Here is a 26,445-nt window from a genome sequence, read left to right on the forward strand (position 1 = left end):
CGAAGCATGGATTTCAACGAAGCAATCTCGCTGCCGCTCGTCGTGATCGGCGATATCCCAATTACGCTCGGGCTCGCATTGGCAGTATTCGGCGTGCTGTTCGGTCTGCTCACTGCAGTGTTGGTGGCCTCAGGCAAGGCGACCGCGCGGCGCCACGCTCAGGAGCGTGACGATGCCGCACGCCGGGCCCAAGAGAGCGAAGCCCGTATGGGCGAGATCCTCAAGGCGCAATCCGAGATGCAAGGACGAATGGCATCGATGGCCGAGATATTCGGTTCCCGCCAGTCGGAGCTGAACCAGACGATCCAACAGAAGCTCGACTCGATGACGAGCCGGATCGGCCAGTCGATGAGCGATCAACAAAAATCTACGCACGAGAACCTCGCCCGGCTGCAGGAACGATTGGCGGTTATCGACACGGCGCAGAACAACATTCAGCAATTGGCCGGGCAGGTGGTGGAGCTGCAGTCTATCCTGTCAAACAAGCAAACGCGCGGTGCGTTCGGCCAAGCGCGAATGGAAGCGATCATCGCAGACGGTCTGCCTATGGACGGCTATTCCTTCCAGGCAACTCTTTCAAACGGCAGCCGCCCGGATTGTCTCATTCATATGCCGAACGACTCCCCGGCGCTGGTGATCGACGCAAAATTCCCGCTGGAGGCATGGAACACGCTGCGAGGCGCTTCCGATCCCGCAGCGAGCGCCGAAGCCTCCAAACAGTTCCGCCGCGACATGGATGTGCATATCAAGGCGATTTCCGAGAAATATCTCATCACCGGCGAAACTCAGGACACTGCCTTCCTGTTCGTGCCGTCGGAATCAATCTTCGCCGATATCCACGAGAACCATGAGGCGATCGTCCAGCGCGCCCACAAGGCGCGCCTCGTCATCGTGTCTCCCTCGCTGCTGATGCTCTCCGTTCAGGTGATTCAGGCGCTGCTGAAGGATGCGCGGATGCGGGAGCAAGCGCATCTCATTCAATCGGAAGTGCTGCGGTTGATGGAGGACGTCGTTCGCCTCGATGAGCGGGTCCACAAATTGCAGACCCATTTCAGCCAGGCCCAAAGAGATATCGACGACATTCTGGTGTCGTCAGGCAAGGTGACGCGGCGCGGTCAGAAAATCGAGGCGCTGGAGTTCGAGGGCGATCGTCACGCCGCCACCAGCGAAAAAGCGCCCCAGCAGACACCAGGCCCATCCGCCGACAGCAAAACCGGCCAGTTGCGGCTTCGGGTCGTCGATTCTGATCCAGGTGAAGCCTAGTAGGCCAGCGGGTCGTCGAGAATCACCGCATCGATCGCCGATGTTATTGCTCGACGGAGACGCTCAACCTCTTCGCCGGATCGCTCACGCGCGGTAATGAACGGCAAGGCCGGGCGGGTTGCTGTCCAACCCGCCACATACAAGCAAGACGCGGCAGCATCGAACCGTCGAGCCAGATGCCAAGAAACGCAGTCGACCGCCGCAAAATCGGCTTCTGCGCTAGCGACCGCCGTAATCGAAGCCTGGTGTGATCCGGTCCATTTGACCGTCCGTCCTTCCAATGCGATTCCAAGCCGCTCGGCGTCGCGATTGAGCGCAACAAAGCCGGAAAGGGAATCTGCGCTGTTTGCCGCCCGCCGTCCCTCGACGGCCCAGCGATCAAAGGAGGGACCGGCCAATCGCGGAAGCCCCGTGCCGCCTCCTCCAACCCGTCTCACAATAACGCTCCTGTATGTCCCGCGTCCGCAACCCGGGGCGGCATGAACCGCGGTCGCGACATAACGCACCTTTCCTGCCAGCGTGGTGGCAAACGGGTAAGTGCATGTCTCGCCCAGAAGCAATGAAGGCGATGTCCATAGCGAGGCGGGGTCCACAGTGCGATCTAGTTTGTCGGGCGCGTCAAACCCCTCCCTGCGCAGCGCGGGACGCAAGACATCCCAGCGCGCATCGGTCGCGGCCCTGTTTTCCGGCCAGTCATACATGGGCAGGCCGACAAGTTCCCTTGCCGCGAGACGCGACCACGCTGGTCTACCGGGTGGAGTTAGCGAAACGGTCTCAACCATGGTCAGGCTTTGCGGGCACGACTGCGCCGCATCCGACCTGCGGCCCTGCAAGCGGACCCGAGGGATGGAAGCTTGCACCCGGCGCAGAATGTCCGACCCGGCCCAGGGCCGGATGCACGACCGGTTCCTTTCGGCGAAGGGCGAAGGTGCGGATGATGTCCCAATAGGTGGCAAAGACGTAGCCGCCATTCTCGACCCGCCATGCATCGCGCCGGGCGCGGTAGAGCGAAGGCAAGACGTACCATGCAGCGCGAGGAAGCTTGTGGTGAACAAGGTGAAGATTGTTGTTAAGGAAAAGCAGGCCGAGGAGCCCGCCCTTTTCGACAATGACAGTACGGTCGTCGGTTGCTTCCGCCCAGCGGTGTTCACAATAAGTTCTGATGGCAATCAGCGACAGTCCGCCATAGGCCGCGGTCGCCTCATAAAGCGCGAAATTGATTCCCATGACCCCGTGCACGATAAAGACGAGGCAGGACAGGCCGGCAAGATGGTTAAGCCAGGCCTGGCGCACACCACGCTCGCCGTGCATGAGCCGCGCAGGCTCGGTCGCCAAAAAACCAAGGACCATCAGTGCAGGGCCGAAGACGATCCGGCCGAGCAGGGTGTTGTTTGCCTCCAGAAGCCACTTGACAGGACGGGAAAGGCGGCCGTGATCCCGCGCCGCGCGATACCAGCTTTCGGGATCGTCATAAGGATCGGTCAGGCGCTCGTCGCGATGGTGGTGCAAGTGCAGATGTTTGAAGCGACGATACGGGTAGAAGACGCCGAGCGGCAGGGCGACCAGGAGTTCATTGACCGAGGCATTGCGGGTCGGGTGCCCGTGCAGGGCCTCGTGCTGCAATGAAGCGTGCAATGCGACCATGACCGTCATGATCGCCAGCGCTAAAACCGGGTGCGACGGATACACCGCCAGTCCCGCGACGCCCCACACGCCGTAGCACAAGCAAAGCATCCCGACCGTCGGCCACTCCAACTGCTTAAAAAACAACATGATTCGCCCCTTGCACGCCGATTAAGCAGCAAGGCGAACCCAATGCCTATGAGGGAATGGTGAATTTCATGAGCATTTGCGCATCAAATCGCTTATATGTTTACTAATATCATCACTAGTTGTTTTAATGCCCCGAAAGGCACATTTCGGATGGGTTTGGACAAGAGAGACGCATCACGGCTGTTTCGGGACCGCATGGAGCAATTGCTGTCGCGGTCCGGGCGGAACCGTTCGGGCTTCGCACGGGAGATAGGCGTCGACCGGTCGGCGCTCTCGCAGTTGCTGTCCGAAGAGGTGACACGGCTTCCGCGCGCCGAGACGCTCATCCGCATTGCCTCGACCTGTGATGTGAGCCTCGACTGGCTGCTCGGACTCAGCCAGGCCGAGGACGTGACCGCGGCGATCAAGCCGTCGCTGGAACTGGAAGAGGCGCAGAACGGGCAAGACACGACGCTGCTTTATGAATGGCACACGGAAGCCGCGGGCACCAAGATCCGGTACATTCCGACGACAATTCCCGACTTGCTGCGCACGGACGCCGTCATTTCCTACGAGAGCCGGGAGAACAAGCGGACGCTCGCATCGCGGATCGACGAGGCAAACAACCGGCTCGCCTATACCCGCAGGCCGGAAACCGACATGGAGGTGTGCATGCCAATGCAGCGCCTCGTCGATCTCGCGCAAGGCACGGGCACGTGGTCCGACCTCGCCGAACCGGCGCGCATGGCCCAACTGGACCACATGGCCAAGCTGATCGACGATCTCTATCCGAGCTTCCGGCTCTACCTCTATGACGGGCAGGTCAATTTCGCGGCACCCTACACGGTGTTCGGGCCGCTGAGGGCGACGGTCTATATAGGCGATATGTACCTCGTCCTGAATGCCAAGGAGGGGGTGACGGCGCTCACCCGCCATTTCGACAACCTGATCCGCGCGGCTAATGTGCAGGCGCACGAAGTGGCAGACTGGATCGCAGCCCTGCGGGACAATACGACCTAGCGGATCGCCGACACCAGCGATGACGAAGGAAAGCAGGAGGGCGCGCGACCATTGGAAAGCTGCCACTCGCCGATGGAACGGCGCGTCTTGAAGCCGGGCAGGCCATCGGCGCCCCCCACATCATAGCCCCTTGATTCCAACACCCGCTGCATCGCCGCGATATCCGAGCGAAGAAGTGGATCCGTGCGCTTCCAGCCACCGGAAAAACGGCTGTCACCCCACTGGATGCGATCACCGGCATGGCCGACGAACAGCGCATAGAGATCGCTCTCGTTGTATTCCTTGAGGACATAGAAGTTCGGCGTGACGATGAAAGCCGGCCCGGAGCGCCCGGCCGGCATGAGCAGGAAACCCTCCCTGCCGCGCTCGTCCGCGGGGAAGGGCTTTCCGGAAACGCGCTTTATGCCGAGATCGGCCCAATGGGCGATCTTCATTCCGCGGTCCGGCCCCTCCATCGAACAGGAAATCATCTCCGGCACGGTCACCTCGAAGCCCCAGTCCCTGCCGCTCTGCCACCCGAAGGTTTTCAGATAGGCGGCGATCGAGGCGAGCGTGTCCGGAACCGAATTCCAGATGTCCGCGCGCCCGTCGCCGTCGAAATCGACCGCGTGCTTGAGATAAGAAGAGGGCAGGAACTGCGGCTGCCCGAGCGCGCCGGCCCAGGAGGAGCGCATGGTGCCGGGCGTCGCCATGCCGCGCTCGACCATCTGAAGCGCGGCGACGAGCTCGGCCTGAAAAAGCTCCGGCCGTGTCGACATGAACGCCTTGGTGCCGAGCACCTCGAATGCGTCGTGGGGAATGTTCACCCGGCCAAAGCCGGACTCCCTGCCCCAGATCGCAAGAACGATCCGGCCCGGGACGCCATATCGGCGCTCAACGGCCGCCAGGGTGGAGGCATGTTTTCTCGCAAGCGAGCGGCCGGTCGCGGCGACTGAGCCGAGATTGCTCTCATTGAAATAGTTCGCGGGCGCGCTGAATTCCGCCTGTCCCATTTTTCTCGGCGTTCCGGACGAACCCGGCGTCACAAGGCCGGGTATCTTCGTGTTGAGCGTCTTGCCGCTCATTGCGCGATCGAAGGTGGCGCGCGAGACGTCGGCGCTTCTGGCCGCCGGCCATATCGTGTTTTCGAGAAAGGCCGCGTATTGCGCCTGGAGCCCGGACTGGGCGAATGCGCCGGTCGTGGTCAAAAGAACGGCGAGAATGGCGGTGATGCGGATCATCTGGGTCTCCTCGATTCGGGTGGAGGGTAGCAGCGCGTTGCGGAATGAAAAGGGCGGGAGTGTCGCCGCGCAGTGGCGTGGCAGGGTGTTGGTACTGTGCCCCGTTATCGTTCGCCTTCCCCCTCATCGGTCCATCTTGCTGGCCAGAAGATTGGCATGCTGCCCATCGTTTGAGCGCCCCGGAATGGATCCTCGGGTCAAGCCCGAGGATGACGAACTTGGGTTTGGTTTCCGCGGAAAACTTAATCATCGAGACGCGCCTCTCCGTTGCCACGCCCCGATGCCGGTCTGGCCATTGATACTTTCCTGCTGGCCATGACTCGCTGTCCCGGATCGGCTTCGCCAACCGGGGCGTCATGGCGCGATGGGAAGCGGGCGGTCGTCGTCACGCTTCTATGAATATGTTTGGTGCGATCGGATCGACCGCCCGCCGGCTGCTCACCCGCCTCCCGGCCACGGCTCGCGGTCCCGTGGGACCGGCCGAAAAGCTGAAGGCTAGGGCCCGGCCGTAAGCTCTTGCCAGGCGTGAACCGCACGCCCCAGCCGGCACCGCATCCCTCCGCCTGGCCATCCGGTCCATGAACCCGGCTTCCCGTGGAGGAACGTGCCACAAGTATGCGGGAGGACTCAGAGGTGTTGATGGAAAACGGGCGGAAAAAATAAAATAACGAGACAGGACAAAGAGTTAGAGAAAACCGGGCAAAAAACTTATCAACGTCAGTTTCCGGCGTGGAAGCGGTTCGGTTTTCAGAAGCTCGTTCGCGAACGAAGCGCCGCCGAGAGTGTGCCCTCGTCCAGATAATCGAGCTCGCCGCCGACCGGCACGCCATGGGCGAGCCGCGTGACCCGGACGCCGGTATCGCCCAGCTGGTCGGTGATGTAGTGCGCCGTGGTCTGCCCCTCGACCGTCGCGTTGACGGCAAGGATCAGTTCACTGGTGCCTTCCGCTCCGACGCGATCGACAAGCGAGCGGATGTTCAGATCATCCGGCCCGACGCCGTCGAGCGGAGACAGCGTGCCGCCGAGTACGTGATATTTCGCGTTCATCGCGCCTGCGCGCTCCAGCGCCCACAGGTCGGCAACATCCTCGACCACGATCAGGGTTGCCCCGTCGCGGCGCGGATCGGTGCAGATCGAACACGGATCGACCGTATCGGCGTTGCCGCAGACGCTGCAAACCGTGACCTTCTCGGCAGCCTCCGAAAGCGCGGCGGCGAGCGGCGCCATCAACTGATTCTTCTTCTTGATCATGTGCAGAGCTGCACGGCGCGCGGAACGCGGGCCGAGGCCCGGCACCTTGGCCAGAAGCTGGATCAGCTTTTCGATTTCGGGTCCGGTGATTCTCTTGGTAGACATGGAGGTCATTTAAAGGCAAACGCGCCGGGATGCATCGCATGACATATGAAAAACTGACTGTCGCTGCGGTGCTGACCGGCCCGTCAGCGCCGATTGCAACGAAAGACGGAAGGACGGGGATTTTCAAGCGGCCGCGGCAGGGGCCCGTAAGCGTCTCGACCACCGGTCTCGACGGCGACACAATCGTCGACACCGTGAACCATGGCGGCCCGGACCAAGCGGTGCTTGTTCCGGGCGGCAAGGACAGCGAATGGTGGGCGGAGGAGCTGGGGCCTGACACACCGCCCGGCACATTCGGCGAGAATCTTTATGTTGACGGTCTGGAAAGCGCCGACATCGCCATAGGCGATGTTCTTCAATGCGGGCCGGTTCGCCTTCAGGCGACGGCCCCGCGCATCCCCTGCGTAACGCTCGCCGTCCGCATGAAGGACGCCCGCTTTCCGAAACGTTTCTTCGCGGCAGGGCGACCGGGTTTTTATTGCAGGGTGCTCTGCGAGGGCGAAGTGGAAGCCGGGATGGATGTCCAGATTTCGCCTTTCGACGGCACCCGTGTCTCTGTCGCAACGATGTTCGCAATATCCGGGGGCGCCACGCCGGACGCCGAGACGCTGCGCGCGCTCATGGCTGCGCCCGCCCATCAAAAGACGGCGCCGTATCTGAGACAGCGTTTCGCGGACTGGCCCTTTTTTTCAACTCCCTGACAGGTTTCGGGTGGCCCGCACAACCTCAGCGCGTCTATCGAAAATGCCATGACCAGCCTGACGAGCAGAACGCGAACGACCATGACGAGCGCCGAATGGATCATGCTGTTCGCGCTTTCGCTTCTTTGGGGCGGATCGTTCTTCTTCAACGGCGTATTGGTCAAATCACTGCCCCCAACCACCATCGTCTTCTTTCGCGTTGCTATAGCGGCGCTGCTGCTGCACTGCGTGATCCGGATTGCGGGCCAACGGTTCCCGCTGGAGCGCAAGGTGCTGGCTGCCTTTCTCGGCATGGGCATACTGAACAACGTCATCCCGTTCTCACTGATCGTCTGGGGTCAAACGGAACTGGCGTCCGGGGTCGCCTCGATCCTTAACGCAACGACGCCGTTGTTCACCGTCCTCGTCGCGCACATCTTCACCAGCGACGAACGGCTGACGCGGTTGCGCATCGCCGGGATCATCGCAGGCTTCGCCGGCGTCGCCGTGATGCTTGGGGCCGGGGCGATCGCGGACGGACCCGTGCCGGTATTTGCCTATATGGCGTGTCTCGGCGCGGCCCTGTCCTATGGGTTCGCGGGGGTGTTCGGACGGCGCTTCGGCAGGATGGGCGTGCCGCCCTTGTCGGTTGCGACAGGCCAGCTCACCGCATCGTCGCTTCTGCTGCTTCCGGCCATGCTGATCGTTGACCGTCCATGGACGCTGGCCGCGCCGGACATGACGACCATTGCCGCCCTGCTCGGGCTGGCGGTCTTCGCCACCGCGCTTGCCTACATCCTTTTCTTCCGGATTCTCGCCGGGGGCGGCGCGACCAACATCTCGCTGGTAACGTTTCTGATCCCGCCGAGCGCCATCGTGCTCGGAATCCTGTTCCTCGGAGAGGCGCTGCTGCCGCGCCACATAGCCGGCATGGCGCTGATCGGGCTTGGACTAGCGCTGGTCGACGGGCGGGTGTTTCGGAACTGGCGGATGAAGCCCGCCTAAAACGGCAGTTTCATACCGGGCGGGATCGGCAGGCCGGCTGTCATTTCCTTGGTCTTTTCGGCGACCATTTCCTCGATCTTCGCCTTGGCGTCATTGTGCGCGGCGAGGATGAGGTCCTCGAGAATTTCCACATCGTCTTCCTTGAAGACGGACGGATCGAGCTTCAGGCCCTGCATCGCGCCCTTGCCGTTGAGCGTGACCGTGACCATGCCGCCACCGGCGGTGCCGTCGGCGGTCAGGGTCTCCATCTCCTCCTGCAGGGACTGCATCTTCTCCTGCATTTCCTTGGCCTTGCTCATCAGGCCCATGATGTCGCGCATTGTGCTGCTCCGTTGCTAGAGATCGTCGGCTTCGTCCGGGTCGACCGGAACGGCAGACGCATCGAACTGCGCTTCGATATCGTCCGCGCCGCCCTTGTCGGCAAGGCGGACGTCGATGATTTTCGAGCCGGGGAAGGCCGCAAGAAGGGCCGCGACTTCCGGATCGCGGCTGGCGTCGGCCACTGCCATGTCGCGGCGAAGGGTCTCGGCCTCCTCCAGCGTCTGTCCGCCGCCGCCATCACGCGACAGGGAGACGATCCAGCGCCGGCCCGTCCAATCCTGCAATTTGCGCGACAGATCTCCAAGAAGGCTGTGCGGCGCGTCGTCGGTCAACGAGACCGCGAGCCTGCCGTTCTCGACCGAGACCAGCCGCAGGCACTTGCGGATATTGACCTTCATCAGCGGATCGCGGTGGCGCTCGGCCAGTTCCGCCAGATCCTGCAGCGAATTTATCGGGACGGCGGGCTGTTCGGGTTCAGGCGCAGGGTCCGGCGCGGTCACGGGCGCAATTACGTGCGCCGGTTCGCTCTCGGCCGGGACGAGACGCATGGCAGTCGCGCCGGAAGAGCTGGCTCCCGAAGAAACGGTCTGGTGTGAAACCGCGGACGATCCGCCACCGCCGCCATTCGGGGATGGGGCTGCGGGCCGATCAGGCTCGGGACGCAGCTCGGCCGGCATCTCGGCAAGGGTCTTCAGGGCTTCGTCGAGGGTCGGGAGCGTCGCTGCATGGGCAAGCCGGATCAGCACCATCTCGGCGGCTGCCACCGGGCGCGAGGAAAGCTCGGCCTCGGGAATGCCTTTGAGCAGCATCTGCCAGGTGCGCGACAGAACCTTGACCGGAAGCTGCTTCGCGAATGCCAGACCGCGCTCCTTCTCGTCGGGCGAGAGCGAGGGGTCGTTGTCGGCTGCTCCGGGAACGAAGCGCAGGCGGGTCACCAGATGGGTGAAATCGGCGAGGTCGGTCAGCACGACGGCGGGGTCCGCGCCGACATCGTACTGGGCGCGGAACTCGTCCAGCGCCTCGGCGATGCGGCCGGCCATCACGTGCTCGAACAGGTCGATGATGCGCGCGCGGTCGGCAAGACCGAGCATGGCGCGTACGGCTTCCGCCGTCACCTCACCTCCGCCATGGGCGATGGCCTGGTCGAGGATGGAAAGCGAATCGCGCACCGAGCCTTCGGCGGCGCGGGCGATCATGGCGAGAGAACGGTCATCGGTCTGAACGGACTCCAGCCCGGCGATCTTCTTCAGGTGGAGCGCGAGTTCCGCCGTCTCGATGCGCCGCAGGTCGAAGCGCTGGCAGCGCGACAGCACCGTGATCGGCACCTTACGGATTTCTGTTGTGGCGAAGATGAACTTCACATGCTCGGGCGGCTCCTCGAGCGTCTTCAACAGGCCGTTGAAGGCCTGCGTCGACAGCATGTGAACCTCATCAATGATGTAGACCTTGTAGCGCGCCGAAACCGGCCGATAGCGAACCTGCTCGATGATCTCGCGAATGTCGTCGATGCCGGTGTGGGAGGCGGCGTCCATCTCGATGACATCGACATGGCGGCCTTCCATGATCGCATCGCAATGCTCTCCCGGCTCGCTCAGATCGATGTGCGGGCGGTCGATGCCGTCACGCGTGTAGTTGAGCGCGCGGGCAAGAATACGTGCGGTGGTCGTTTTGCCGACGCCACGGACGCCCGTCAGCATCCAGGCCTGCGCGATGCGGCCCGCCTCGAACGCATTGGTCAGGGTGCGCACCATCGGCTCCTGGCCGATGAGATCGGAAAAGTCGCGCGGCCGGTACTTGCGGGCGAGAACGCGGTAAGGGGCGGACGGTGCGGCGGTGTCGCTCATGCGGAGGTTCTATCCCAAAGCGAAAGCGCTTGACCAGAAGGCCGGGTCCGAATGAACGGCCATGCAGAGAAAAAGAGGGTGGGAGGCTGGCACGGTGACCCGTGCCGTGGCTCGTTAGGGCTGCTTCCTTCCGGACCTGACCCGGTTGGCGAGTGGCTCGTCCACCACCAACCTCCCAGGCGCGATATCGTATGACGGGCCAGCAAATGCAAGTCGCCAGCGGCAAAAAAGCTGCTACAGTCGCGCTCATGACCGTTTTCAGGCTCGATCCCACGCTGAAGGCCGACACGCTTCCCGTCGCCAGCATCGGGCTGTGCGCGGTCCGGCTTATGAACGACCGGCGGTTCCCATGGCTGATCCTCGTGCCGCAACGCGCCGGCGTCACCGAGATCCACGATCTGACGCCGCTCGACCAGACGATGCTGACCTTCGAGATTGCCACCGTATCGGAGCATCTGAAGCAGGTAACGAACTGCCACAAGATCAATGTCGCGGCGCTCGGCAACCAGGTGAGCCAGTTGCACGTGCATGTCATCGCCCGCGAGACCGCCGACGCGGCGTGGCCGAAGCCGGTCTGGGGCGCCGGAACGCCTGTATGCTACCGGGATGGCGAGGCCGAAGCCTTCATCGCGAAATTCTCCGACGCGTTCTGACCGGCGGATCCGATGGGACGGTTTGACGGACCGCCGCCCGCGCGACTATCACTTGCGCCATCAGAGGAGCCTGCATGACGACCCGACTGTCCGGCGCGCCGCATCCCGACCCGTCAAGCGAGACGGGTTTTGCGAGAAACCGTCTGCAACGCCGCTCCGAAAAGCGCTCAGCGAACAGCACGCGCGACGCCCTGAAGCACGATCACGCGCGCATGTATCTCCTCACCGAGGGCCGGGTGCTGCTCAAGCATGACGAGGAGGTGTTCGACCCGCTGTTCGCGACAAGCGAGATCCACGATCTGGACGTCGATCTGGGCCAGTCGGTGCTGCTCGGTTTCGAAGCAGACGAAACGCCGGTTCTCGCCGCATTTTCCGGCATCGACACCAACTCGCTTCCGCATTACCTGAAAGCGATCGATTTCCGTTCGGTCTATGTCCAAGAGCTGCTTCCGCCGGACAAGCTGGGGGCGCTGGCGCAGGCCGCGTCGCTGGTGTCGTGGAACCGCAGCCACCGTTTCTGCGCGCGGTGCGGGCAGGAAAGCGAGATCGCCGACGGCGGTTACAAGCGGTCCTGTCCCAGTTGCAATGCACAGCATTTTCCGCGCACCGACCCGGTGGTGATCATGCTGGCGGTCACGCCGGAAAACGACGCCTGCCTGCTCGGGCGCAGCGCGCATTTTCCCGAGAAGATGTATTCTTGCCTGGCCGGGTTCGTCGAACCGGGCGAAACCATCGAGAGCGCGGTCCGGCGCGAAACCGAGGAGGAATCGGGCATCCGGGTCGGCAAGGTGGCCTATTACGCAAGCCAGCCCTGGCCGTTTCCGCATACGCTAATGATCGGTTGTCACGCGGTTGCCGAAAACACAGACATCCGCACCGACGACGAACTGGAGGACTGCCGCTGGTTTTCCCGCGAAGAGGTGCGGCTGATACTGGACAGGGAACACCCGGAGGGGTTCTGGTCGCCGCCGAACGGCGCGATCGCATCGCATCTGGTGCGCGCGTGGATGAACGAGGGGGGATAGGCCCGTGACGCAGGAAAACTGGGAGAAGGACGTGCTCGATTTCTGGTTCGACGAACTGGAGGCGGAGCAGTGGTTCAAGAAGGACGAGGCGCTCGACAAAACGATCGTGGAGCGTTTCGGCGCGCTGCACACCAAGATCGCGGAGATGCCGGTTGCCGACCTCGCCAGAACGCCGCGGCGGGCGCTTGCCGCCATCATCGTGCTCGACCAGTTCTCGCGCAACATGTTCCGCGGCTCGGCAAAATCCTTCGCCAGCGACGCCAAGGCGCGCGACCTAGCCGCGACGGTCATCGCCGCCGGAGACGACGCGGACATGACAGTCAACGAGCGCCACTTCCTCTACATGCCGTACATGCATTCCGAGACGCTGGACGATCAGGATCGAAGCTGCGACCTTTTCAGGAAACTGGGGAAGGAAAACGGAATCACCTACGCGGAAAAGCATCGCGACGTCATAAAGCAGTTCGGTCGCTTCCCACACCGGAACGACGTTCTGGGACGCGAAACCACCGGGGAAGAGCAGCGATGGCTCGACGACGGAGGCGGGTTCTAGAAGCGAAATTCAGACGTTTACGTTTACGTCAAAAAAACTTGCATCGCCCCCAGCTGCGAAATATGTCAACCTGATCGAGTTCAGTTGACCTGGCGCAGCCACGGCGGATGTCCACGCATCCAGGCCCGCAGTGGCGGCCAGGTTTTTTAGGGAGGAGGCCTGAATGACGACGACACCCAAGTCCACCAGCGGCAAGGCGAAAAAACCGACTGCGGCGCGGAAGACGACGACCGCAGCGAACAAGTCCGCCGAGGGGAAGGCGAGCGGCGCGCCTGCGAAGAAGGGCACCGCGGCAAAAGCGGATGCTTCCAAGCCAGGCGCGGCGAAGAGCCCGGCTGCAAAAACGGCTCGAAGCAAAACCGCTGCTGCAAAGAGCCCGACATCAAAGTCGGCGCCATCGAAGGGTGGTACAACCAAAAGCGCTGCCGCCAAGCCGGCCGGTGCGAAAGGCGCGGCCTCCAAACGCTCGACTGCCAAGACATCGGCGAAGCCGGTCGCCAAGCCCTGGCTAAAATCCTATCCCAAGGACATGCCCGCAGAGATGGGACCGCCACGCTACTCGTCGCTGGCGCAAATGATCGACCGATGCTTCAAGGAATATGCCGCCCGGCCAGCCTTCACCTGTATGGACAAGACGTTGACCTATGCGGATCTGGATGCCGCATCCAAGGCGTTCGCCGCGTACCTGCAGTCTGTCGGCCTGAAGAAGGGCGACCGCGTTGCGCTGATGATGCCCAACATCCTTCAGTACCCGGTCGCCCTGGCCGGGGTGCTGCGCGCTGGCATGACCGTGGTCAATGTCAATCCGCTCTACACACCGCGCGAACTGGAGCACCAGTTGAAGGATTCCGGGGCTAGTGCGATCGTGATCCTCGAAAACTTCGCGCATACGCTGGAGCAGGTTGCCGGAAAGACCGACGTCAAGCACGTGATCGTTACCGCCATGGGCGATCTGATGGGCCTAAAGGGCCACATCGTCAATTTCGTCGTGCGCAAGGTCAAGAAGATGGTGCCGGCGTGGTCACTCCCAAACCACACGAGCTTCAAATCGGCGCTCTCGGAAGGGCGCGGCAAGACGTTCAAGCCTGCTACCGTGGCGATGGATGACATCGCTTTCCTGCAATATACCGGTGGCACGACGGGCGTCTCCAAGGGCGCAACCCTGACGCACGGCAACGTGCTGGCAAATGTGCAGCAGAACTCCCATTGGGTCAGTGTCGCCTATGCGGCGCGCGGGAAGCCGGAGCAGGTCGTATATATGTGCGCGCTGCCGCTCTACCACATCTTCGCGCTGACAGTGAATGCGATCATGGGGATCGATCAGGGCGGCCACAACGTCCTGATTCCCAACCCGCGCGACATTCCGGCCTTCGTCAAGGAGATGGGCAAATACGAATGGAACTTCTTTGCCGGCCTCAACACCCTGTTCAACGCGCTGCTGAACAATGAGGATTTCCGCAAACTCGACTTTTCGCATGTGCGACTGGTCATGGGCGGCGGCATGGCGGTTCAGAAGCCGGTTGCCGACCGCTGGAAAGAAGTGACCGGTACGGTGATCTACGAGGGGTACGGACTTTCGGAAACATCGCCGGTGGCGACCGCCAACCGCTTCGACGAGCCCGAGTTCACAGGTACGATTGGCCTTCCCCTGCCCTCGACCGAAATCGCCATCCGCGACGATGACGGGAAGGACCTGCCGCTCGGCGAGGTTGGCGAAATCTGCATACGCGGCCCGCAGGTGATGGCCGGGTACTGGAACCGGCCCGACGAAACCGCCAAGGTGATGACCAAGGACGGCTTCTTCCGTTCCGGCGACATGGGTTTCATGGACAAGGAAGGCCGCACCAAGATCGTGGACCGGAAGAAGGACATGATCCTTGTCTCCGGCTTCAACGTCTATCCGAACGAAGTCGAGGAAGTGGCAGCCGGACACCCCGGCATCGTCGAGGCGGCGGCTGTTGGCATGCCGGACGAGCATTCGGGTGAAGCGGTGAAGCTGTTCGTCGTGCGCAAGGACCCCAAACTATCGGTCGACGACATCAAGAAATATTGCGCCGAGAACCTGACCAACTACAAGCGACCCAAAGCGATCGAATTCCGCGACGAGCTGCCGAAGACGAATGTCGGCAAAATTCTTAGACGCGAATTGCGGTAGCAGAGAAGGCGCCGCGTCGAAATCTTGGACGGCCCCGAGAAGCGGCGCCGTCCAGTCATCGCTGGCGGTATCCGATCGATTTTCGGCGAACCTTCGCCCTCAGTGGCGCGGGGTTTCGCGTGGGTCGACGATATGACCCGAAACGTTGCGCTTCTTCTGCAGGAGGCGTTTCCCGGATCCATAGTAAGCAGCAATCTCATCGTCGGACATACCGAGATTCGACAAGGCCTCCCATCCGCTGCGATGTATTTCCGCCGCCATGGGGCCACGGAGATAGGTTACGGGACGGTCGAATTCCCGCTTGAGCCGGTTCGCGCTCTGCATGACGTCCTCCTGATCTTCCGCCGTTGCGAATTCCTCCTCCAAGATAGGCGAGGAAGATGCCAATTCGATGAAGAAAACGGGGCCGAAAAAAGATAGGGCAGAATCTTCCGCAGCGGCAATCACCGACTCACCGCGGGTCAATTCTGACCAACCAAAATTCCGCTGATGTTGCCGATCCACCAAATGGCGATAGCCCCCTGGACAAACGGGGCTTCCAACCTCGCAGCCAGGGGTGGATATCAGGCGTACCAGCTACCCATCCTGACCTCGGCGGCATCGCCGACGAGGCGCGCGAATTCCTCCGGATCCTGGGTACCGCCATCGCGTCCGCGATAATGGTAGGGATAGACATAGGTGGGCTGGAACTCGATGACCGCCGAGGACGCCTGGTTCACGTCCATCGTGAAGGGCAGGTTCATGCACACAAAGGCAAGATCGATGTTCTCGAGCGCGCGCATTTCCGGGATGTCCTCCGTGTCGCCGGACACATAGACGCGGAAGCCTTCGAAGCCGAGCACGTAGCCGTTGTCGCGGCCCTCCGGGTGGAAGTTCTTGCGCTCCTCAGTCAGATTGTAGGCTGGAATGGCGTCGATGCCCAGACCGTTGAAGTCAGCGGACTCGCCGTTGGCGACCGCCGTTGCCCTGGCCTTCAGCGCATCGGGCAACATCCCGTGAACGGCCGGATTGGTTATCATCGTCGTCCCGTCCGCGAGGATACCGGACAAGGTGTCCGTGTTGTAGTGGTCGCCGTGTTCGTGGGTGATCAAGACGAGGTCAGGAGCCGGGAATTCCGAATATGCAGACACATCGCCCACGGGATCGACATAGATCACGCCTGCCGGCGTCTCCAGCACCACCGACGCATGGGAAACAGGATGAACAGCGATATCGCCACCGGGGGTGGAGAACATGTGAGCGCCGTGCCCCTCGGCACTCGCCCTGAAAGGCAGGAAGGTGATGCTGCCGGCAGCCGCGGCAGTCACGCAGAAATGTCGTCTGGTCAGTGACATCTGGATCTCCCATTCTCGATGAACGCGACGGAATCAATGCGCGGGACGGCGAAACCGCCGCGATTTCGCCTCCGGCCCGCGCGCCGGTCTCCAGCGATAAAGGATCAGAGCGATGTTACCACCGGGATTCCCGTCGCGGTAGAGTTCTCCATTCCTGCCAGAACATCAATCGACTGTTCGAGCGTAAGCCGCTTACCAATCATCCTTTCCGGCCGCAGCCGGCCCGACGCGATCATGTTGAACGCTGCGTCGTAACGAAATGCCTGCATGCCATGGCTGCCATGCAACTCCAGTTCGAGCGCAATCACCCGCGCCATCGGGGCGGGCGGATTCCGGTGTTCGCCGAGCAGAAGTCCGACCTGCACGTGGCGGCCGCGTGTTCGAAGGCACTTGACCGAGTTCTGGAAGGTGTCGGTAGAGCCCAGCGCATCCAGCAACAGATGCGCGCCGCCAGACGAGATTTCGCGAATGGCCTTCACGGCGCTGCCGGTGGCTGCATCGACGGTGAATTCCGCTCCGAGTTTGCGGGCGAGCTTGAGCTTTTCCGCGGTGATATCGACCGCGATGACGCGGGCGCCTGCCGCGGACGCGATCATTATCGCCGACAAGCCCACGCCGCCGCAGCCATGCACCGCTACCCATTCGCCCGCCGAAACACGGCCCTTGTCGACAACGGCCCGGAACGAGGTCACGAAACGGCAGCCGAGGCTGGCGGCGGTCTCAGAGGCCATGTCGTCCGGCAAACGCACGAGATTGGCGTCGGCGTAGCGCAGCGCGACGAACTCGGCGAACGATCCCCAACCGGCAAAGCCGGGCTGATACTGATCCGGGCAAACATGCTGGTTGCCCGAGGCGCACTCCCCGCAATGCCCGCAGCCGGCGACGAAGGGTACCGTCACCCGGTCGCCATCCCGCCAGCGGCGCACATCCCTTCCAACGGCAACGACGGTTCCGGCGAGTTCGTGGCCCGGAACATGCGGCAGCGCGATCGAGGTGTCGTGACCGATCCAGCCGTGCCAATCGGAACGGCACACGCCGGTTGCCTCCACCTTGACCACGACGCCATCGGGCGACGGCTCCGGATCGGGAACCGTCTCGAGTGACGGGCGCACCCCGAATTCCCGGATGACAACTGCTTTCATCACGTTTTCCTTCTGCGAACCGGCGGAGCGTATGAGCGCGAGCCCTCGCACACAAGCCGCGAAACGGAGCTATGAGATACGGGACCCCGAATGCCGCGTGTTGACTATTTGCCGGCCGCGTTTCTCACTGTGCCTCACCAGAATTCACGATCAGCAAGGGACGGAGTCGCACAATGGACATTCTGAAAATCATACTCGCGGGCGCGGCGGTTCTCGCCTACACCTCGGTTGCCATGGCGCAGCAAATTCCCGTTCAGGAAAATCGAATTGACCTTGTCCGTCCCGACGCCCCGGAACTGGCGGCATATGGCGACACCCGGATAGGCGTCCGCACGATCGAGGCCACAAATCCCGACCAGATCGACGTCGTCAACGTGACCGGCGAAGCCGACATGCCGCGCTACGACCGTCCGCTCACGCTGGAGGTCTGGTACCCGGCGGCCGACGATGCGGAGCCTTCCGACGATGCCGCCTACCAAGTGTTCCTGCGCGACGGAAAGACAGAAGCAGACATTCACGGCAAGGCCATCCGCGACGCAGAGCCGGCCGACCTCGACGCGCCGCTGCCGGTGGTCGTCATCTCGCATGGCTATCCCGGCAACAGGTACCTGTTGTTGCATCTTGCCGAGAACCTGGCGTCGAAAGGCTACGTCGCGGTTTCTGTCGACCATACCGATTCCACCTATAACGACCAGGCAATGTTCGGCTCGACGCTGGTGAACCGGCCACTCGACCAGATTTTCGCCCTGAACGAGATCGCCCTTATGAACGAAGACGAAACGAGCTTCCTCCACGGACTTGCCGACGCTTCTAACGCCGGCCTCCTCGGGTATTCGATGGGCGGATACGGGGCGGTGATCACGGCGGGGGGGGGCGTGACGCAGGCCTCCACCGAACTGTCCTGGGGCGCGCCGGCGGGAACGCTCGAAATCCACCTGGCAGGCAGCGAGACACATGAGGAACTGATCGACGAACGGTTCAAAGCCATCGTCGCGATCGCGCCATGGGGCATGGAACGCGGCTTCTGGGACGCCGAGGGTCTGGCCGGCGTGCGCAAGCCGATCTTCTTCATCGCCGGAAGCGATGACGATGTTTCCGGCTACGAGAACGGCGTCAAGGCAATCTACGAGGGCAGCGTGAACGCCGAACGCTACCTGCTGACATTCGACAACGCCAACCACAACGCCGCCGCTCCGATGCCCGCACCGGCCGAATCCTGGAAGCCTGTCGAAACCCTCGATTTCGTACCCTTCGACCATTATGCGGATGCCGTGTGGGACACGGTGCGCATGAACAACATAACCCAGCATTTCGTCACCGCGTTTTTCGGAGTTCATCTGAAGGGCAACGAGGAGATGGCGGGCTATCTCGATCTGGTGGAGAATTCCAATGACGGTGTTCATGCACTCGAGGAGGACGGGACGCAGAAGCCCGAACACACCTATTGGCGGGGATTTGCCAACCGCACAGCCAAAGGACTGAGCCTGTCGAGCGCGGCCCCCTGACCGGAACGACTCACTTGAAATATCGCGCGTGCCTCCGTTTATGAGAAACGCCATATCCGGAGACCTGCAATGCCCTCCAAGACAGAAGCCATCGCCGCGCTAAGAGCGCATGCCTCAACAGGTGCGCCGAATGACATGCGCGCCGCCTTTGCATCCGACGAAGGACGGTTCGCCGCGCATCACGCGGTGCTGGACGACATGCTGCTGGACTGGTCGAAGTGCCGGGTGAACACCGAGACGCTGGGCCTGCTGGAGGCGCTTGCAGCCGCGAGTAAAGTCGAGGAGCGCCGCGACCGAATGTTCGCCGGAGAGCGCATCAACGCCACCGAGGATCGCGCGGTTCTGCATACAGCGCTCCGCAATCGCTCCGGCGAAGCCGTGACGGTCGACGGGTCGGATGTCATGTCTGATGTCAACGCGGTGCTCGCCGCCATGGCCGATTTCTCCCACGGGATCCGCGCCGGAACGCTGACCGGCTCGAATGGCGGCGCGATCACCGATGTTGTCAATATCGGCATCGGCGGATCCGATCTCGGGCCGGCGATGGCGGTTCTCGCGCTCGCGCCCTATCACGACGGTCCGGGCTGCCATTTCGTCTCCAATGTCGACGGGGCGCATATCGCCGATACGCTGGACGGTCTCGATCCGGCGACGACTCTGTTCATCGTTGCGTCGAAAACATTCACCACCATCGAGACGATGACGAACGCGAAAACGGCGCGCAGCTGGGTCGTCAACGCGCTCGGCGAGGCCGCCGTCTCATCGCATTTCTGCGCCGTCTCCACGGCGCTCGACAAGGTCGATGCGTTCGGCATCCCCGAAGACCGCATCTTCGGGTTCTGGGACTGGGTCGGCGGACGGTATTCGCTGTGGAGCGCGATCGGCCTGCCTCTGATGCTGGCGATCGGACCGGAAAAGTTCGGCGACTTCCTCTCTGGCGGCTACGCGATGGACCGGCATTTCCGCGAGGCGCCGACACGCGAGAACCTGCCGATGATGCTGGGCCTGATCGGCTATTGGCACCGCGCCATCTGCGATTATCCTTCGCGCGCGGTAATCCCTTACGACCAGCGGCTCGCCCGCCTCCCGGTCTACCTTCAGCAACTCGACATGGAGTCGAACGGCAAGGGCGTGACGGTCACCGGCGAGCCGGTTGACGGGGTGTCCGGTCCGGTTGTCTGGGGTGAGCCGGGCACCAACGGCCAGCACGCCTTCTTCCAGCTCATCCACCAGGGGACCGACATAATTCCGGTAGAGTTCCTTGTCGCGGCGAACAGCCATGAGCCGGGACTGCGCCATCATCACGACTTGCTGCTAGCCAATTGTTTCGCCCAATCAGCGGCATTGATGGCCGGGAGGACGCTGGAGGAAGCGAAGGCGCAGATGGCGTCGAAGGGGGTCGACGGGCGAGCCATCGACGAGATCGCACCGCATCGCGTCTTCAGCGGAAACCGTCCTTCGCTGACACTCGTCTACGACAAGCTCGATCCGTTCACGCTCGGACGCATCATCGCCCTTTACGAGCACCGCGTCTTCGTCGAGGCGCAGCTCTACGGCATCAATGCATTCGACCAGTGGGGCGTCGAACTCGGCAAGGAACTCGCGACAGCGTTGCTGCCGGTCGTCGAGACCGGCGAAGGCGCAAGCGAGCGCGACGGATCCACCGCCGCCCTCGTCGCCCACGCGCGCTCCCTGTCCGGGAAATAACCGAACCGCCCGGACGCGGGGGTGTGACCTTGCGGCAAAACGCGGCTTGTCCTATCGCTCGGCGCAAAGATCGCGAGGACCTCATGACCGGAAATTCCCGCAAGACGCTGCGCAGCCAGGAATGGTTCGACAATCCCGACAATCCGGGAATGACCGCGCTCTATCTGGAGCGGTATCTGAACTACGGTCTGACCCGGGAGGAGTTGCAGTCGGGAAAGCCGATCATCGGTATCGCGCAGACGGGCTCCGATCTTTCGCCGTGCAACCGGCATCACATCGAACTCGCCAAGCGGGTGCGCGACGGGATCGTCGCGGCGGGGGGGATCCCGCTCGAATTTCCTGTGCACCCGATCCAGGAGACCGGCAAGCGGCCGACGGCAGCACTGGACCGCAACCTCGCCTATCTCTCCACGGTGGAGGTCCTTTACGGCTATCCGCTCGACGGAGTCGTGCTGACGATCGGCTGCGACAAGACCACACCCGCCATGCTGATGGCCGCCGCAACGGTCAATATTCCTGCGATCGCGCTGTCGGTTGGGCCGATGCTGAACGGCTGGCACCGGGGAGAACGCACCGGCTCCGGCACGATCGTCTGGAAATCGCGCGAGCGTCTCTCGGCGGGCGAGATCGATTACGAGGAGTTCATGGACCTCGTGGCTTCCTCGGCACCGTCCGTCGGCTACTGCAACACGATGGGAACGGCGACGACGATGAACTCGCTCGCCGAAGCGCTCGGCATGCAACTTCCCGGGTCGGCGGCCATTCCCGCGCCCTACCGCGAGCGCGGGCAGATCTCATACGAGACAGGACGGCGTATCGTAGAGATGGTCCGCGAGGATTTGAAGCCGTCTGACATCATGACGCGCGAAGCCTTCGAAAATGCCATCGTCATCAACTCGGCAATCGGCGGCTCGACCAATGCGCCGATCCACCTCAACGCGATCGCACGTCATCTCGGCGTCGGTCTGGACAATGACGACTGGCAGAAGATCGGCCACGAGATACCGCTGCTCGTCAACCTGCAACCGGCTGGCGAATATCTCGGCGAAGATTACTTCCACGCGGGCGGCGTGCCTGCCGTGGTGATGGAACTCATGAAGGCAAAGCTGCTGCCCAACCCGGACGCGATCACCGCGAACGGCCGCGGCATCGGCGACAACTGCAAGGATGTCGAAAACCTCAACGAGAATGTCATCCGCACGGTTGCCAGTCCCCTGAAGGAGCATGCCGGGTTCATCAATCTGAAGGGTTCGCTGTTCGATTCCGCGATCATGAAGACCAGCGTCATCTCGCCGGAATTCCGCGAGCGCTATCTTTCAAATCCGGACGACCCGGAAGCATTCGAAGGCCCGGTGGCCGTCTTCGACGGACCGGAGGATTACCATCACCGGATCGACGATCCGGCGGAGGGCATCGACGAAGGCACGATCCTGATCATGCGCGGGGCCGGACCGATCGGATATCCGGGCGGCGCGGAAGTGGTGAACATGCAGCCCCCGGATTACCTCATCAAACGCGGCGTGCACGCTCTGCCCTGCATCGGCGACGGCCGCCAGTCGGGCACGTCCGGATCTCCGTCGATCCTGAACGCCTCGCCGGAGGCGGCGGCGATGGGTGGCCTGGCATTGTTGAAAACCGGCGACCGGGTGCGTGTCGATCTGCGCAAGGGCGAGGCCAATATCCTGGTTTCGGACGAGGAACTGGGGGCACGGCGCAAGGCGCTGGAGGAGGCTGGCGGCTATCACTACCCCGATCACCAGACACCCTGGCAGGAAATCCAGCGCTCGATGGTCGATCAGCTCGCCAACGGCATGATCCTCAAGCCAGCAGTCAAATACCAGAAGATCGCCCAGTCAAAGGGTCTGCCGCGCGACAATCACTGATTGCGCACGGCATGTTCGCAGCCGTCAGGCGGCAGCCCTGCGAGCGGCCGACAACGAATTTCCGTCGCCGTCGAACAGGTGCAACGCCTCCGGCGCCGCGACCAGATTGACCGTTTCGCCGCGCTTGATACTCACGTCGCCGGCCAGCTTGGCGATGACCGCATCATCGTGCCCGGCAACGCGGACATAGAGCAGAGTCACCTCGCCAAGGGCCTCGACAATGTCCACCTCGCCGACGATCATCGGCTCCTCGCCCGAGGCCGCAAGCTTCAAGTCTTCCGGGCGCACGCCGAGCTTCACCGACTTTCCCTTCAGCCTGGCATCGCCAGCGAGGGGCAGATGCGCCACACCGGAGCTTGTAATATCGACGTCGATCTTCGCACCGGAGACGTCTGTCACCGTAGCCGGAAGGATATTCATCGCAGGGGAACCAATGAACTGCGCTACGAAAAGGTTCGCAGGCCGGTGATAAAGTTCCATCGGCGATCCGACCTGCTCGATGTAACCGCCGCGCAGAACCACGATGCGATCTGCCAGCGTCATCGCCTCGACCTGATCGTGGGTGACGTAAATCATCGTCGTGTCGGGCATCGTCTCGTTGAGCTTGGCAATCTCGATGCGTGTCGCAACGCGCAGCGCGGCGTCCAGATTGGAGAGGGGTTCGTCGAAGAGGAACACTTTCGGATCGCGGCAGATCGACCGGCCGATTGCCACACGCTGGCGCTGGCCGCCGGACAGGGCTTTCGGGAGACGGTCGAGATAGGGCGTCAACTGGAGGATATTCGCGGCGTTCTGCACCCGTTTGTCGATCTCGTCCTTGCTCATCTTCGCGAGCCGCAGGCCAAAGGCCATGTTGTCGTAGACCGTCATGTGCGGGTAGAGCGCGTAGGTCTGGAACACCATGGCGATGCCGCGCTGAGAAGGCGGCACGTCGTTGACGACCATTCCGTCAATTTCCAGCGTTCCGCCCGTGATCTGCTCGAGACCGGCAATGCAGCGAAGCAGCGTCGATTTTCCGCAACCGGACGGACCGACGAAGACGATGAACTCGCCCTTCTGAATGTGCAGATCGATACCGTGCAGCACCTTCACCGTGCCGTAGGCCTTCTGCACATTGGTCAGCTTCAACTCAGCCATCGCCACTCCTCCCTCGCGAGTTCCGCCGCAGCGGTTATTGAATGCGCCCGACAAATCCTCCAAGCGCCTCGAGTTTCAGGGTTTTACCCTCGAACCGTCCATTGAGCCGTGATGCCTGCATCGGCTCCGCCTCGACCCCGGGGGCGAACTCGACCGGCCCGTGAGTCAGATTAAACACACACAAGATGCGATCGCCCTCGAATTCGCGGATATAGGCGACCACATCCTCGGGCGTATCCAGAAAGCTGATGCTGCCCTTCGCGAAGACCGGATATGCGCGCCGGAACTCGAGAAAGTCGCGATAGAATTCAAACACGCTGTCGTCGCGGCCCTGCTGCGTATCGACGGCCATCGCACGGTGAATGTCCGGAACGGGAAGCCAAGGCTTTTCGGTCGAGAAACCGCCGTTGGGCAGATTGCTCGCCCACACCATCGGCGTGCGGCAGCCGTCGCGACCCTTGAATTTCGGCCAGAAGCGAATTCCGTAAGGATCTTGCAGATCCTCATAGGCTATGTCGGCTTCGGGCAGGCCGAGTTCCTCGCCCTGATAGAGACAGACCGAGCCGCGCAGGGTGAGCAGGATCGCCGTTACGATCTTCAGATAGCGGTCGGGATCGCGCTCGAATGCGCCCCAGCGGCTGGCATGACGCACAACGTCGTGGTTCGAAAACGCCCAGCAGGACCATCCGTCGGGGGCTACCTTCTCGAAAGCCTCCACCACGGCACGGATCTTCGCTGCCGAAAGGGGTTCGGGGGAAAGGAAGTCGAACGAATAACACATGTGGATGCGCCGTTCGCCGGCGGTGTATTGCGCCACGATCTCGGTCCCGCGCTGCGCATCGCCGACCTCTCCGACAGCCGCGGCAGCCGGGAACTCGTCCAGAACCGCGCGGAAGCGTTCAAGGAATTTCAGGTTTTCCGGCTGGCTCTTGTCGTAGAGATGGTCCTGGTAGTTGTAGGGATTGACGTCCGGTGCGATCGAGGCATTGCGGCCTTCGGGGGCAAGAGCCGGATTGTCCTGGAGACTTTCAGCATGAAAATAGAAATTGATCGTGTCGAGCCGGAAGCCATCCACGCCCAATTCCAACCAGAACCTGACGACGGCCAGAAGCTCGTCCTGAACTTGCGGATTATGAAAATTCAGGTCCGGCTGGCTCGCGAGGAAATTGTGCATGTAATACTGGCGGCGGCTCGTGTCCCATTCCCAGGCTGACCCACCAAAGATCGACAACCAGTTGTTGGGCGGTGACCCGTCCGGTTTCGGATCGGCCCAGACATACCAGTCGGCCTTGCTGTTCTCCTGCCCCGATCGGCTTTCCGCGAACCAGGGATGTTGGTCCGAGGTGTGAGAAATCACCAGATCGATCATCACCTTCAAACCGAGCGCGTGCGCGTCTTCGACGAGGACCCGGAAATCCTCGAGACTGCCGAACATGTGGTCAACGCCGTAATAGTCGCTGACGTCGTAACCGAAATCCTTCATCGGCGAGGTGAAGAACGGCGATATCCAGATCGCATCGGCGCCCAGATTGGCGATGTAGGGCAGCCGCTGGCGGATGCCGGTCAGATCACCAATGCCGTCGCCGTTGGAATCCTGAAAGGAACGCGGATAGATCTGGTAGATCACCGCGCCGCGCCACCAGTCGGGATCCGGCTTGACAGCCTCCTCGGGGGGCGTGGCGACGGAAGTGAAGACATTCATAAAGACACATTCCCAAATTTCTATTTCACCGAGCCGGCGAGAAGGCCGCGCACGAGATATCTCTGCATGGCGAAGAACACCACCAGAGGAACGGCGATGGACACGAAGGCGGCGGTGGCCAAGATTTCCCAGTTGCCGCCCCTCGTACCGAGCAGTTCGACGATCTGGTTGGTCATCACGGTCGTTTCCCCGGTCGCATCGATGAGGAACACCTTTGCGACGAGCAGATCGTTCCAGGTCCACAGAAACTGGAAGATCGCGAAGGAGGCGAGCGCCGGAAACGACAGCGGAAGGATGATCTTCGTGAAAATCTGGAAGTCGGTGGCGCCGTCCACCTTGGCATTCTCGATGATGTCGCGTGGCAGGCCGACCATGTAGTTGCGCAACAGGTAGACCGCCAGCGGCAAGCCGAAGCCGGTGTGGGCAAGCCAGACGCCGAGATAGCCCTTGCCGATGCCAATGCCGAGATGCAGGCGCAAGAGCGGAATGAGGGCAAGCTGCAACGGCACCACCAGGAGCGCGACGACGGCTGCAATCAGGAGGGCGCGTCCCGGAAACCGCATCCAAGCCAGTGCGTATGCGGCAAAGGCCGCGATGACGATGGGGATCACGGTTGCGGGAATGGTGACGGTCAGTGTGTTGAAGAACGCCTTGGCCATCGAGTCAGTGGTGGACCCGCTGAAGAGAATCCTCTCGTAATTCTGCAGCGTAAACTCCGGCGGCGTCTTTGCTGTGACGAAGACGCGCTCGCCGCGCCGCGAGGTCAGTTCGGCGTCGCTTTCGAGCCGATAGTCGCCATTTGCCCCAACGGTGAGACGGCCGTCGTCGCCGAGATCGGCCGTCTCGCCGGGTTCGTAAGCCGAAATGTCGCGAGACGACGTGCCCCAGGTCGAGATCGTTGCATCGGTGTTCTCATCATTGTCCGCGAACAGATTGCCGCTGACGACGAAGAGATTGCCGTCCTGCACCTGATCGGCGGCGGTGCCGGTCCGAAGTACGAGGCCCTGTTCGGCCGGGAACAGTGCGTTCCACCATCCGCTGGTGGAAATCTGGTCCGCGGTGCGGAACGACGAAATGAACAGGCCGACGGTGGGAAAGAGCCAGAGAAGCACCAGCGCCAAAACCGAAAGATGGACCGCCCATGTGAGGCCGGATTTGCTGCCTGCGATTGATGACATCCTGTCCCCC

Annotated in this window: 24 protein-coding genes and 1 other RNA gene; 11 read left to right on the forward strand and 14 right to left on the reverse strand. The window is 62.2% G+C overall.

The genetic code is table 11. The annotated features are described in order from the left end of the window. The first annotated feature begins 6 nt into the window (after nucleotides 1-6). Entirely contained in the window at nucleotides 7-1,263 is a 1,257-nt protein-coding gene (locus LC298_RS01355; protein ID WP_131565355.1) for a DNA recombination protein RmuC, read from the forward strand. Here the strand turns inward: LC298_RS01355 and LC298_RS01360 are convergent. Then, a complete protein-coding gene (locus tag LC298_RS01360; protein WP_158284682.1) occupies nucleotides 1,260-2,045 on the reverse strand; it encodes a PhnD/SsuA/transferrin family substrate-binding protein in 786 nt (261 codons plus the stop codon). The genes LC298_RS01355 and LC298_RS01360 overlap by 4 nt on opposite strands. Further along, nucleotides 2,038-3,036, reverse strand: coding sequence for a fatty acid desaturase (locus LC298_RS01365; RefSeq protein ID WP_131565352.1), 999 nt, complete (start codon nucleotides 3,034-3,036; stop codon nucleotides 2,038-2,040). Before LC298_RS01365 ends, LC298_RS01360 begins: the two co-directional genes overlap by 8 nt. 150 nt (nucleotides 3,037-3,186) lie before the next feature. Between LC298_RS01365 and LC298_RS01370 the strand changes: the two genes are divergently transcribed. Then, on the forward strand, nucleotides 3,187-4,035 hold the full coding sequence (locus LC298_RS01370) for a helix-turn-helix domain-containing protein (protein ID WP_317851167.1): 849 nt from the start codon (nucleotides 3,187-3,189) through the stop codon (nucleotides 4,033-4,035). Here LC298_RS01370 and LC298_RS01375 read toward each other — a convergent pair. Together LC298_RS01375 and recR are read right to left on the reverse strand one after the other, a co-directional pair. Further along, the gene (locus LC298_RS01375) at nucleotides 4,032-5,255 is read right to left on the reverse strand and encodes a lytic murein transglycosylase (protein WP_131565349.1); all 1,224 of its coding nucleotides are present in this window, start codon (nucleotides 5,253-5,255) and stop codon (nucleotides 4,032-4,034) included. The genes LC298_RS01370 and LC298_RS01375 overlap by 4 nt on opposite strands. A 747-nt stretch (nucleotides 5,256-6,002) precedes the next feature. Beyond that, a complete protein-coding gene (gene recR, locus LC298_RS01380) occupies nucleotides 6,003-6,611 on the reverse strand; it encodes a recombination mediator RecR (protein WP_131565347.1) in 609 nt (202 codons plus the stop codon). Nucleotides 6,612-6,649: 38 nt separating this feature from the next. Here recR and LC298_RS01385 point away from each other — a divergent pair, with 38 nt between their 5' ends. Next, entirely contained in the window at nucleotides 6,650-7,312 is a 663-nt protein-coding gene (locus LC298_RS01385; protein WP_131565345.1) for an MOSC domain-containing protein, read from the forward strand. A 48-nt stretch (nucleotides 7,313-7,360) separates the two neighbouring features. Beyond that, nucleotides 7,361-8,296: a DMT family transporter gene (locus tag LC298_RS01390; protein ID WP_131565343.1), complete on the forward strand. Its 936-nt coding sequence runs from the start codon at nucleotides 7,361-7,363 to the stop codon at nucleotides 8,294-8,296. Here LC298_RS01390 and LC298_RS01395 read toward each other — a convergent pair. The 3 genes from LC298_RS01395 to ffs form a co-directional block, all read right to left on the reverse strand. After that, nucleotides 8,293-8,616: a YbaB/EbfC family nucleoid-associated protein gene (locus LC298_RS01395; RefSeq protein ID WP_131565341.1), complete on the reverse strand. Its 324-nt coding sequence runs from the start codon at nucleotides 8,614-8,616 to the stop codon at nucleotides 8,293-8,295. The two genes, LC298_RS01390 and LC298_RS01395, sit on opposite strands and share 4 nt — an antisense overlap. A gap of 15 nt (nucleotides 8,617-8,631) precedes the next feature. Next, a complete protein-coding gene (locus tag LC298_RS01400; protein ID WP_131565339.1) occupies nucleotides 8,632-10,461 on the reverse strand; it encodes a DNA polymerase III subunit gamma/tau in 1,830 nt (609 codons plus the stop codon). Nucleotides 10,462-10,539: 78 nt separating this feature from the next. After that, nucleotides 10,540-10,637, reverse strand: an RNA gene (gene ffs / locus LC298_RS01405) — signal recognition particle sRNA small type. Nucleotides 10,638-10,709: 72 nt separating this feature from the next. Here ffs and LC298_RS01410 point away from each other — a divergent pair. From LC298_RS01410 to LC298_RS01420, 3 genes are all read left to right on the forward strand, one after another. Continuing rightward, nucleotides 10,710-11,114, forward strand: coding sequence for an HIT domain-containing protein (locus tag LC298_RS01410; RefSeq protein WP_131565892.1), 405 nt, complete (start codon nucleotides 10,710-10,712; stop codon nucleotides 11,112-11,114). Nucleotides 11,115-11,188: 74 nt separating this feature from the next. Beyond that, nucleotides 11,189-12,139, forward strand: a complete 951-nt coding sequence (nudC, locus tag LC298_RS01415) for an NAD(+) diphosphatase (protein WP_131565337.1) — start codon at nucleotides 11,189-11,191, stop codon at nucleotides 12,137-12,139. 4 nt (nucleotides 12,140-12,143) lie between these two features. Continuing rightward, on the forward strand, nucleotides 12,144-12,692 hold the full coding sequence (locus LC298_RS01420) for a DUF924 family protein (RefSeq protein ID WP_131565335.1): 549 nt from the start codon (nucleotides 12,144-12,146) through the stop codon (nucleotides 12,690-12,692). Between the two features lie 9 nt (nucleotides 12,693-12,701). Here LC298_RS01420 and LC298_RS18165 read toward each other — a convergent pair whose 3' ends face one another. Further along, nucleotides 12,702-13,193: a hypothetical protein gene (locus LC298_RS18165; protein WP_223385489.1), complete on the reverse strand. Its 492-nt coding sequence runs from the start codon at nucleotides 13,191-13,193 to the stop codon at nucleotides 12,702-12,704. 40 nt (nucleotides 13,194-13,233) lie between these two features. Here LC298_RS18165 and LC298_RS01430 point away from each other — a divergent pair, with 40 nt between their 5' ends. Beyond that, a complete protein-coding gene (locus LC298_RS01430; RefSeq protein WP_428977522.1) occupies nucleotides 13,234-14,847 on the forward strand; it encodes a long-chain-fatty-acid--CoA ligase in 1,614 nt (537 codons plus the stop codon). A 99-nt stretch (nucleotides 14,848-14,946) separates the two neighbouring features. Here the strand turns inward: LC298_RS01430 and LC298_RS01435 are convergent, their stop codons facing one another. From LC298_RS01435 to LC298_RS01445, 3 genes are all read right to left on the reverse strand, one after another. Beyond that, the gene (locus LC298_RS01435; protein ID WP_131565331.1) at nucleotides 14,947-15,171 is read right to left on the reverse strand and encodes a hypothetical protein; all 225 of its coding nucleotides are present in this window, start codon (nucleotides 15,169-15,171) and stop codon (nucleotides 14,947-14,949) included. A gap of 239 nt (nucleotides 15,172-15,410) precedes the next feature. After that, nucleotides 15,411-16,181: an MBL fold metallo-hydrolase gene (locus LC298_RS01440; RefSeq protein WP_131565329.1), complete on the reverse strand. Its 771-nt coding sequence runs from the start codon at nucleotides 16,179-16,181 to the stop codon at nucleotides 15,411-15,413. Nucleotides 16,182-16,285: 104 nt separating this feature from the next. After that, complete coding sequence (locus LC298_RS01445; RefSeq protein WP_131565327.1) at nucleotides 16,286-17,323, reverse strand: zinc-dependent alcohol dehydrogenase family protein; 1,038 nt, start codon at nucleotides 17,321-17,323, stop codon at nucleotides 16,286-16,288. 173 nt (nucleotides 17,324-17,496) lie between these two features. On the opposite strand from LC298_RS01445, the gene LC298_RS01450 reads away from it, so the two are divergent. The 3 genes from LC298_RS01450 to LC298_RS01460 all read left to right on the forward strand — a co-directional run bounded on the left by LC298_RS01450 (nucleotide 17,497) and on the right by LC298_RS01460 (nucleotide 22,418). Beyond that, the gene (locus LC298_RS01450) at nucleotides 17,497-18,828 is read left to right on the forward strand and encodes an alpha/beta hydrolase family protein (protein ID WP_131565325.1); all 1,332 of its coding nucleotides are present in this window, start codon (nucleotides 17,497-17,499) and stop codon (nucleotides 18,826-18,828) included. A 69-nt stretch (nucleotides 18,829-18,897) separates the two neighbouring features. Beyond that, complete coding sequence (pgi, locus tag LC298_RS01455; RefSeq protein WP_131565323.1) at nucleotides 18,898-20,535, forward strand: glucose-6-phosphate isomerase; 1,638 nt, start codon at nucleotides 18,898-18,900, stop codon at nucleotides 20,533-20,535. A gap of 83 nt (nucleotides 20,536-20,618) precedes the next feature. Continuing rightward, nucleotides 20,619-22,418: an IlvD/Edd family dehydratase gene (locus LC298_RS01460; protein ID WP_131565321.1), complete on the forward strand. Its 1,800-nt coding sequence runs from the start codon at nucleotides 20,619-20,621 to the stop codon at nucleotides 22,416-22,418. Nucleotides 22,419-22,442: 24 nt separating this feature from the next. On the opposite strand, the gene LC298_RS01465 is transcribed toward LC298_RS01460, so the two are convergent. The 3 genes from LC298_RS01465 to LC298_RS01475 are packed head-to-tail and all read right to left on the reverse strand — an operon-like array spanning nucleotide 22,443 to nucleotide 26,435. After that, nucleotides 22,443-23,555: an ABC transporter ATP-binding protein gene (locus LC298_RS01465; RefSeq protein ID WP_131565319.1), complete on the reverse strand. Its 1,113-nt coding sequence runs from the start codon at nucleotides 23,553-23,555 to the stop codon at nucleotides 22,443-22,445. Nucleotides 23,556-23,589: 34 nt separating this feature from the next. Further along, nucleotides 23,590-25,257: a beta-galactosidase BglA gene (bglA, locus tag LC298_RS01470; RefSeq protein WP_131565317.1), complete on the reverse strand. Its 1,668-nt coding sequence runs from the start codon at nucleotides 25,255-25,257 to the stop codon at nucleotides 23,590-23,592. A 20-nt stretch (nucleotides 25,258-25,277) separates the two neighbouring features. Then, nucleotides 25,278-26,435 carry a carbohydrate ABC transporter permease gene (locus tag LC298_RS01475; protein WP_131565315.1) on the reverse strand — a complete coding sequence of 386 codons (1,158 nt, stop codon included), beginning with the start codon at nucleotides 26,433-26,435 and terminating at the stop codon, nucleotides 25,278-25,280. Nucleotides 26,436-26,445: the final 10 nt, after the last annotated feature.

This window comes from Oricola cellulosilytica, from assembly GCF_019966575.1.
Lineage (GTDB): Bacteria > Pseudomonadota > Alphaproteobacteria > Rhizobiales > Rhizobiaceae > Oricola > Oricola cellulosilytica.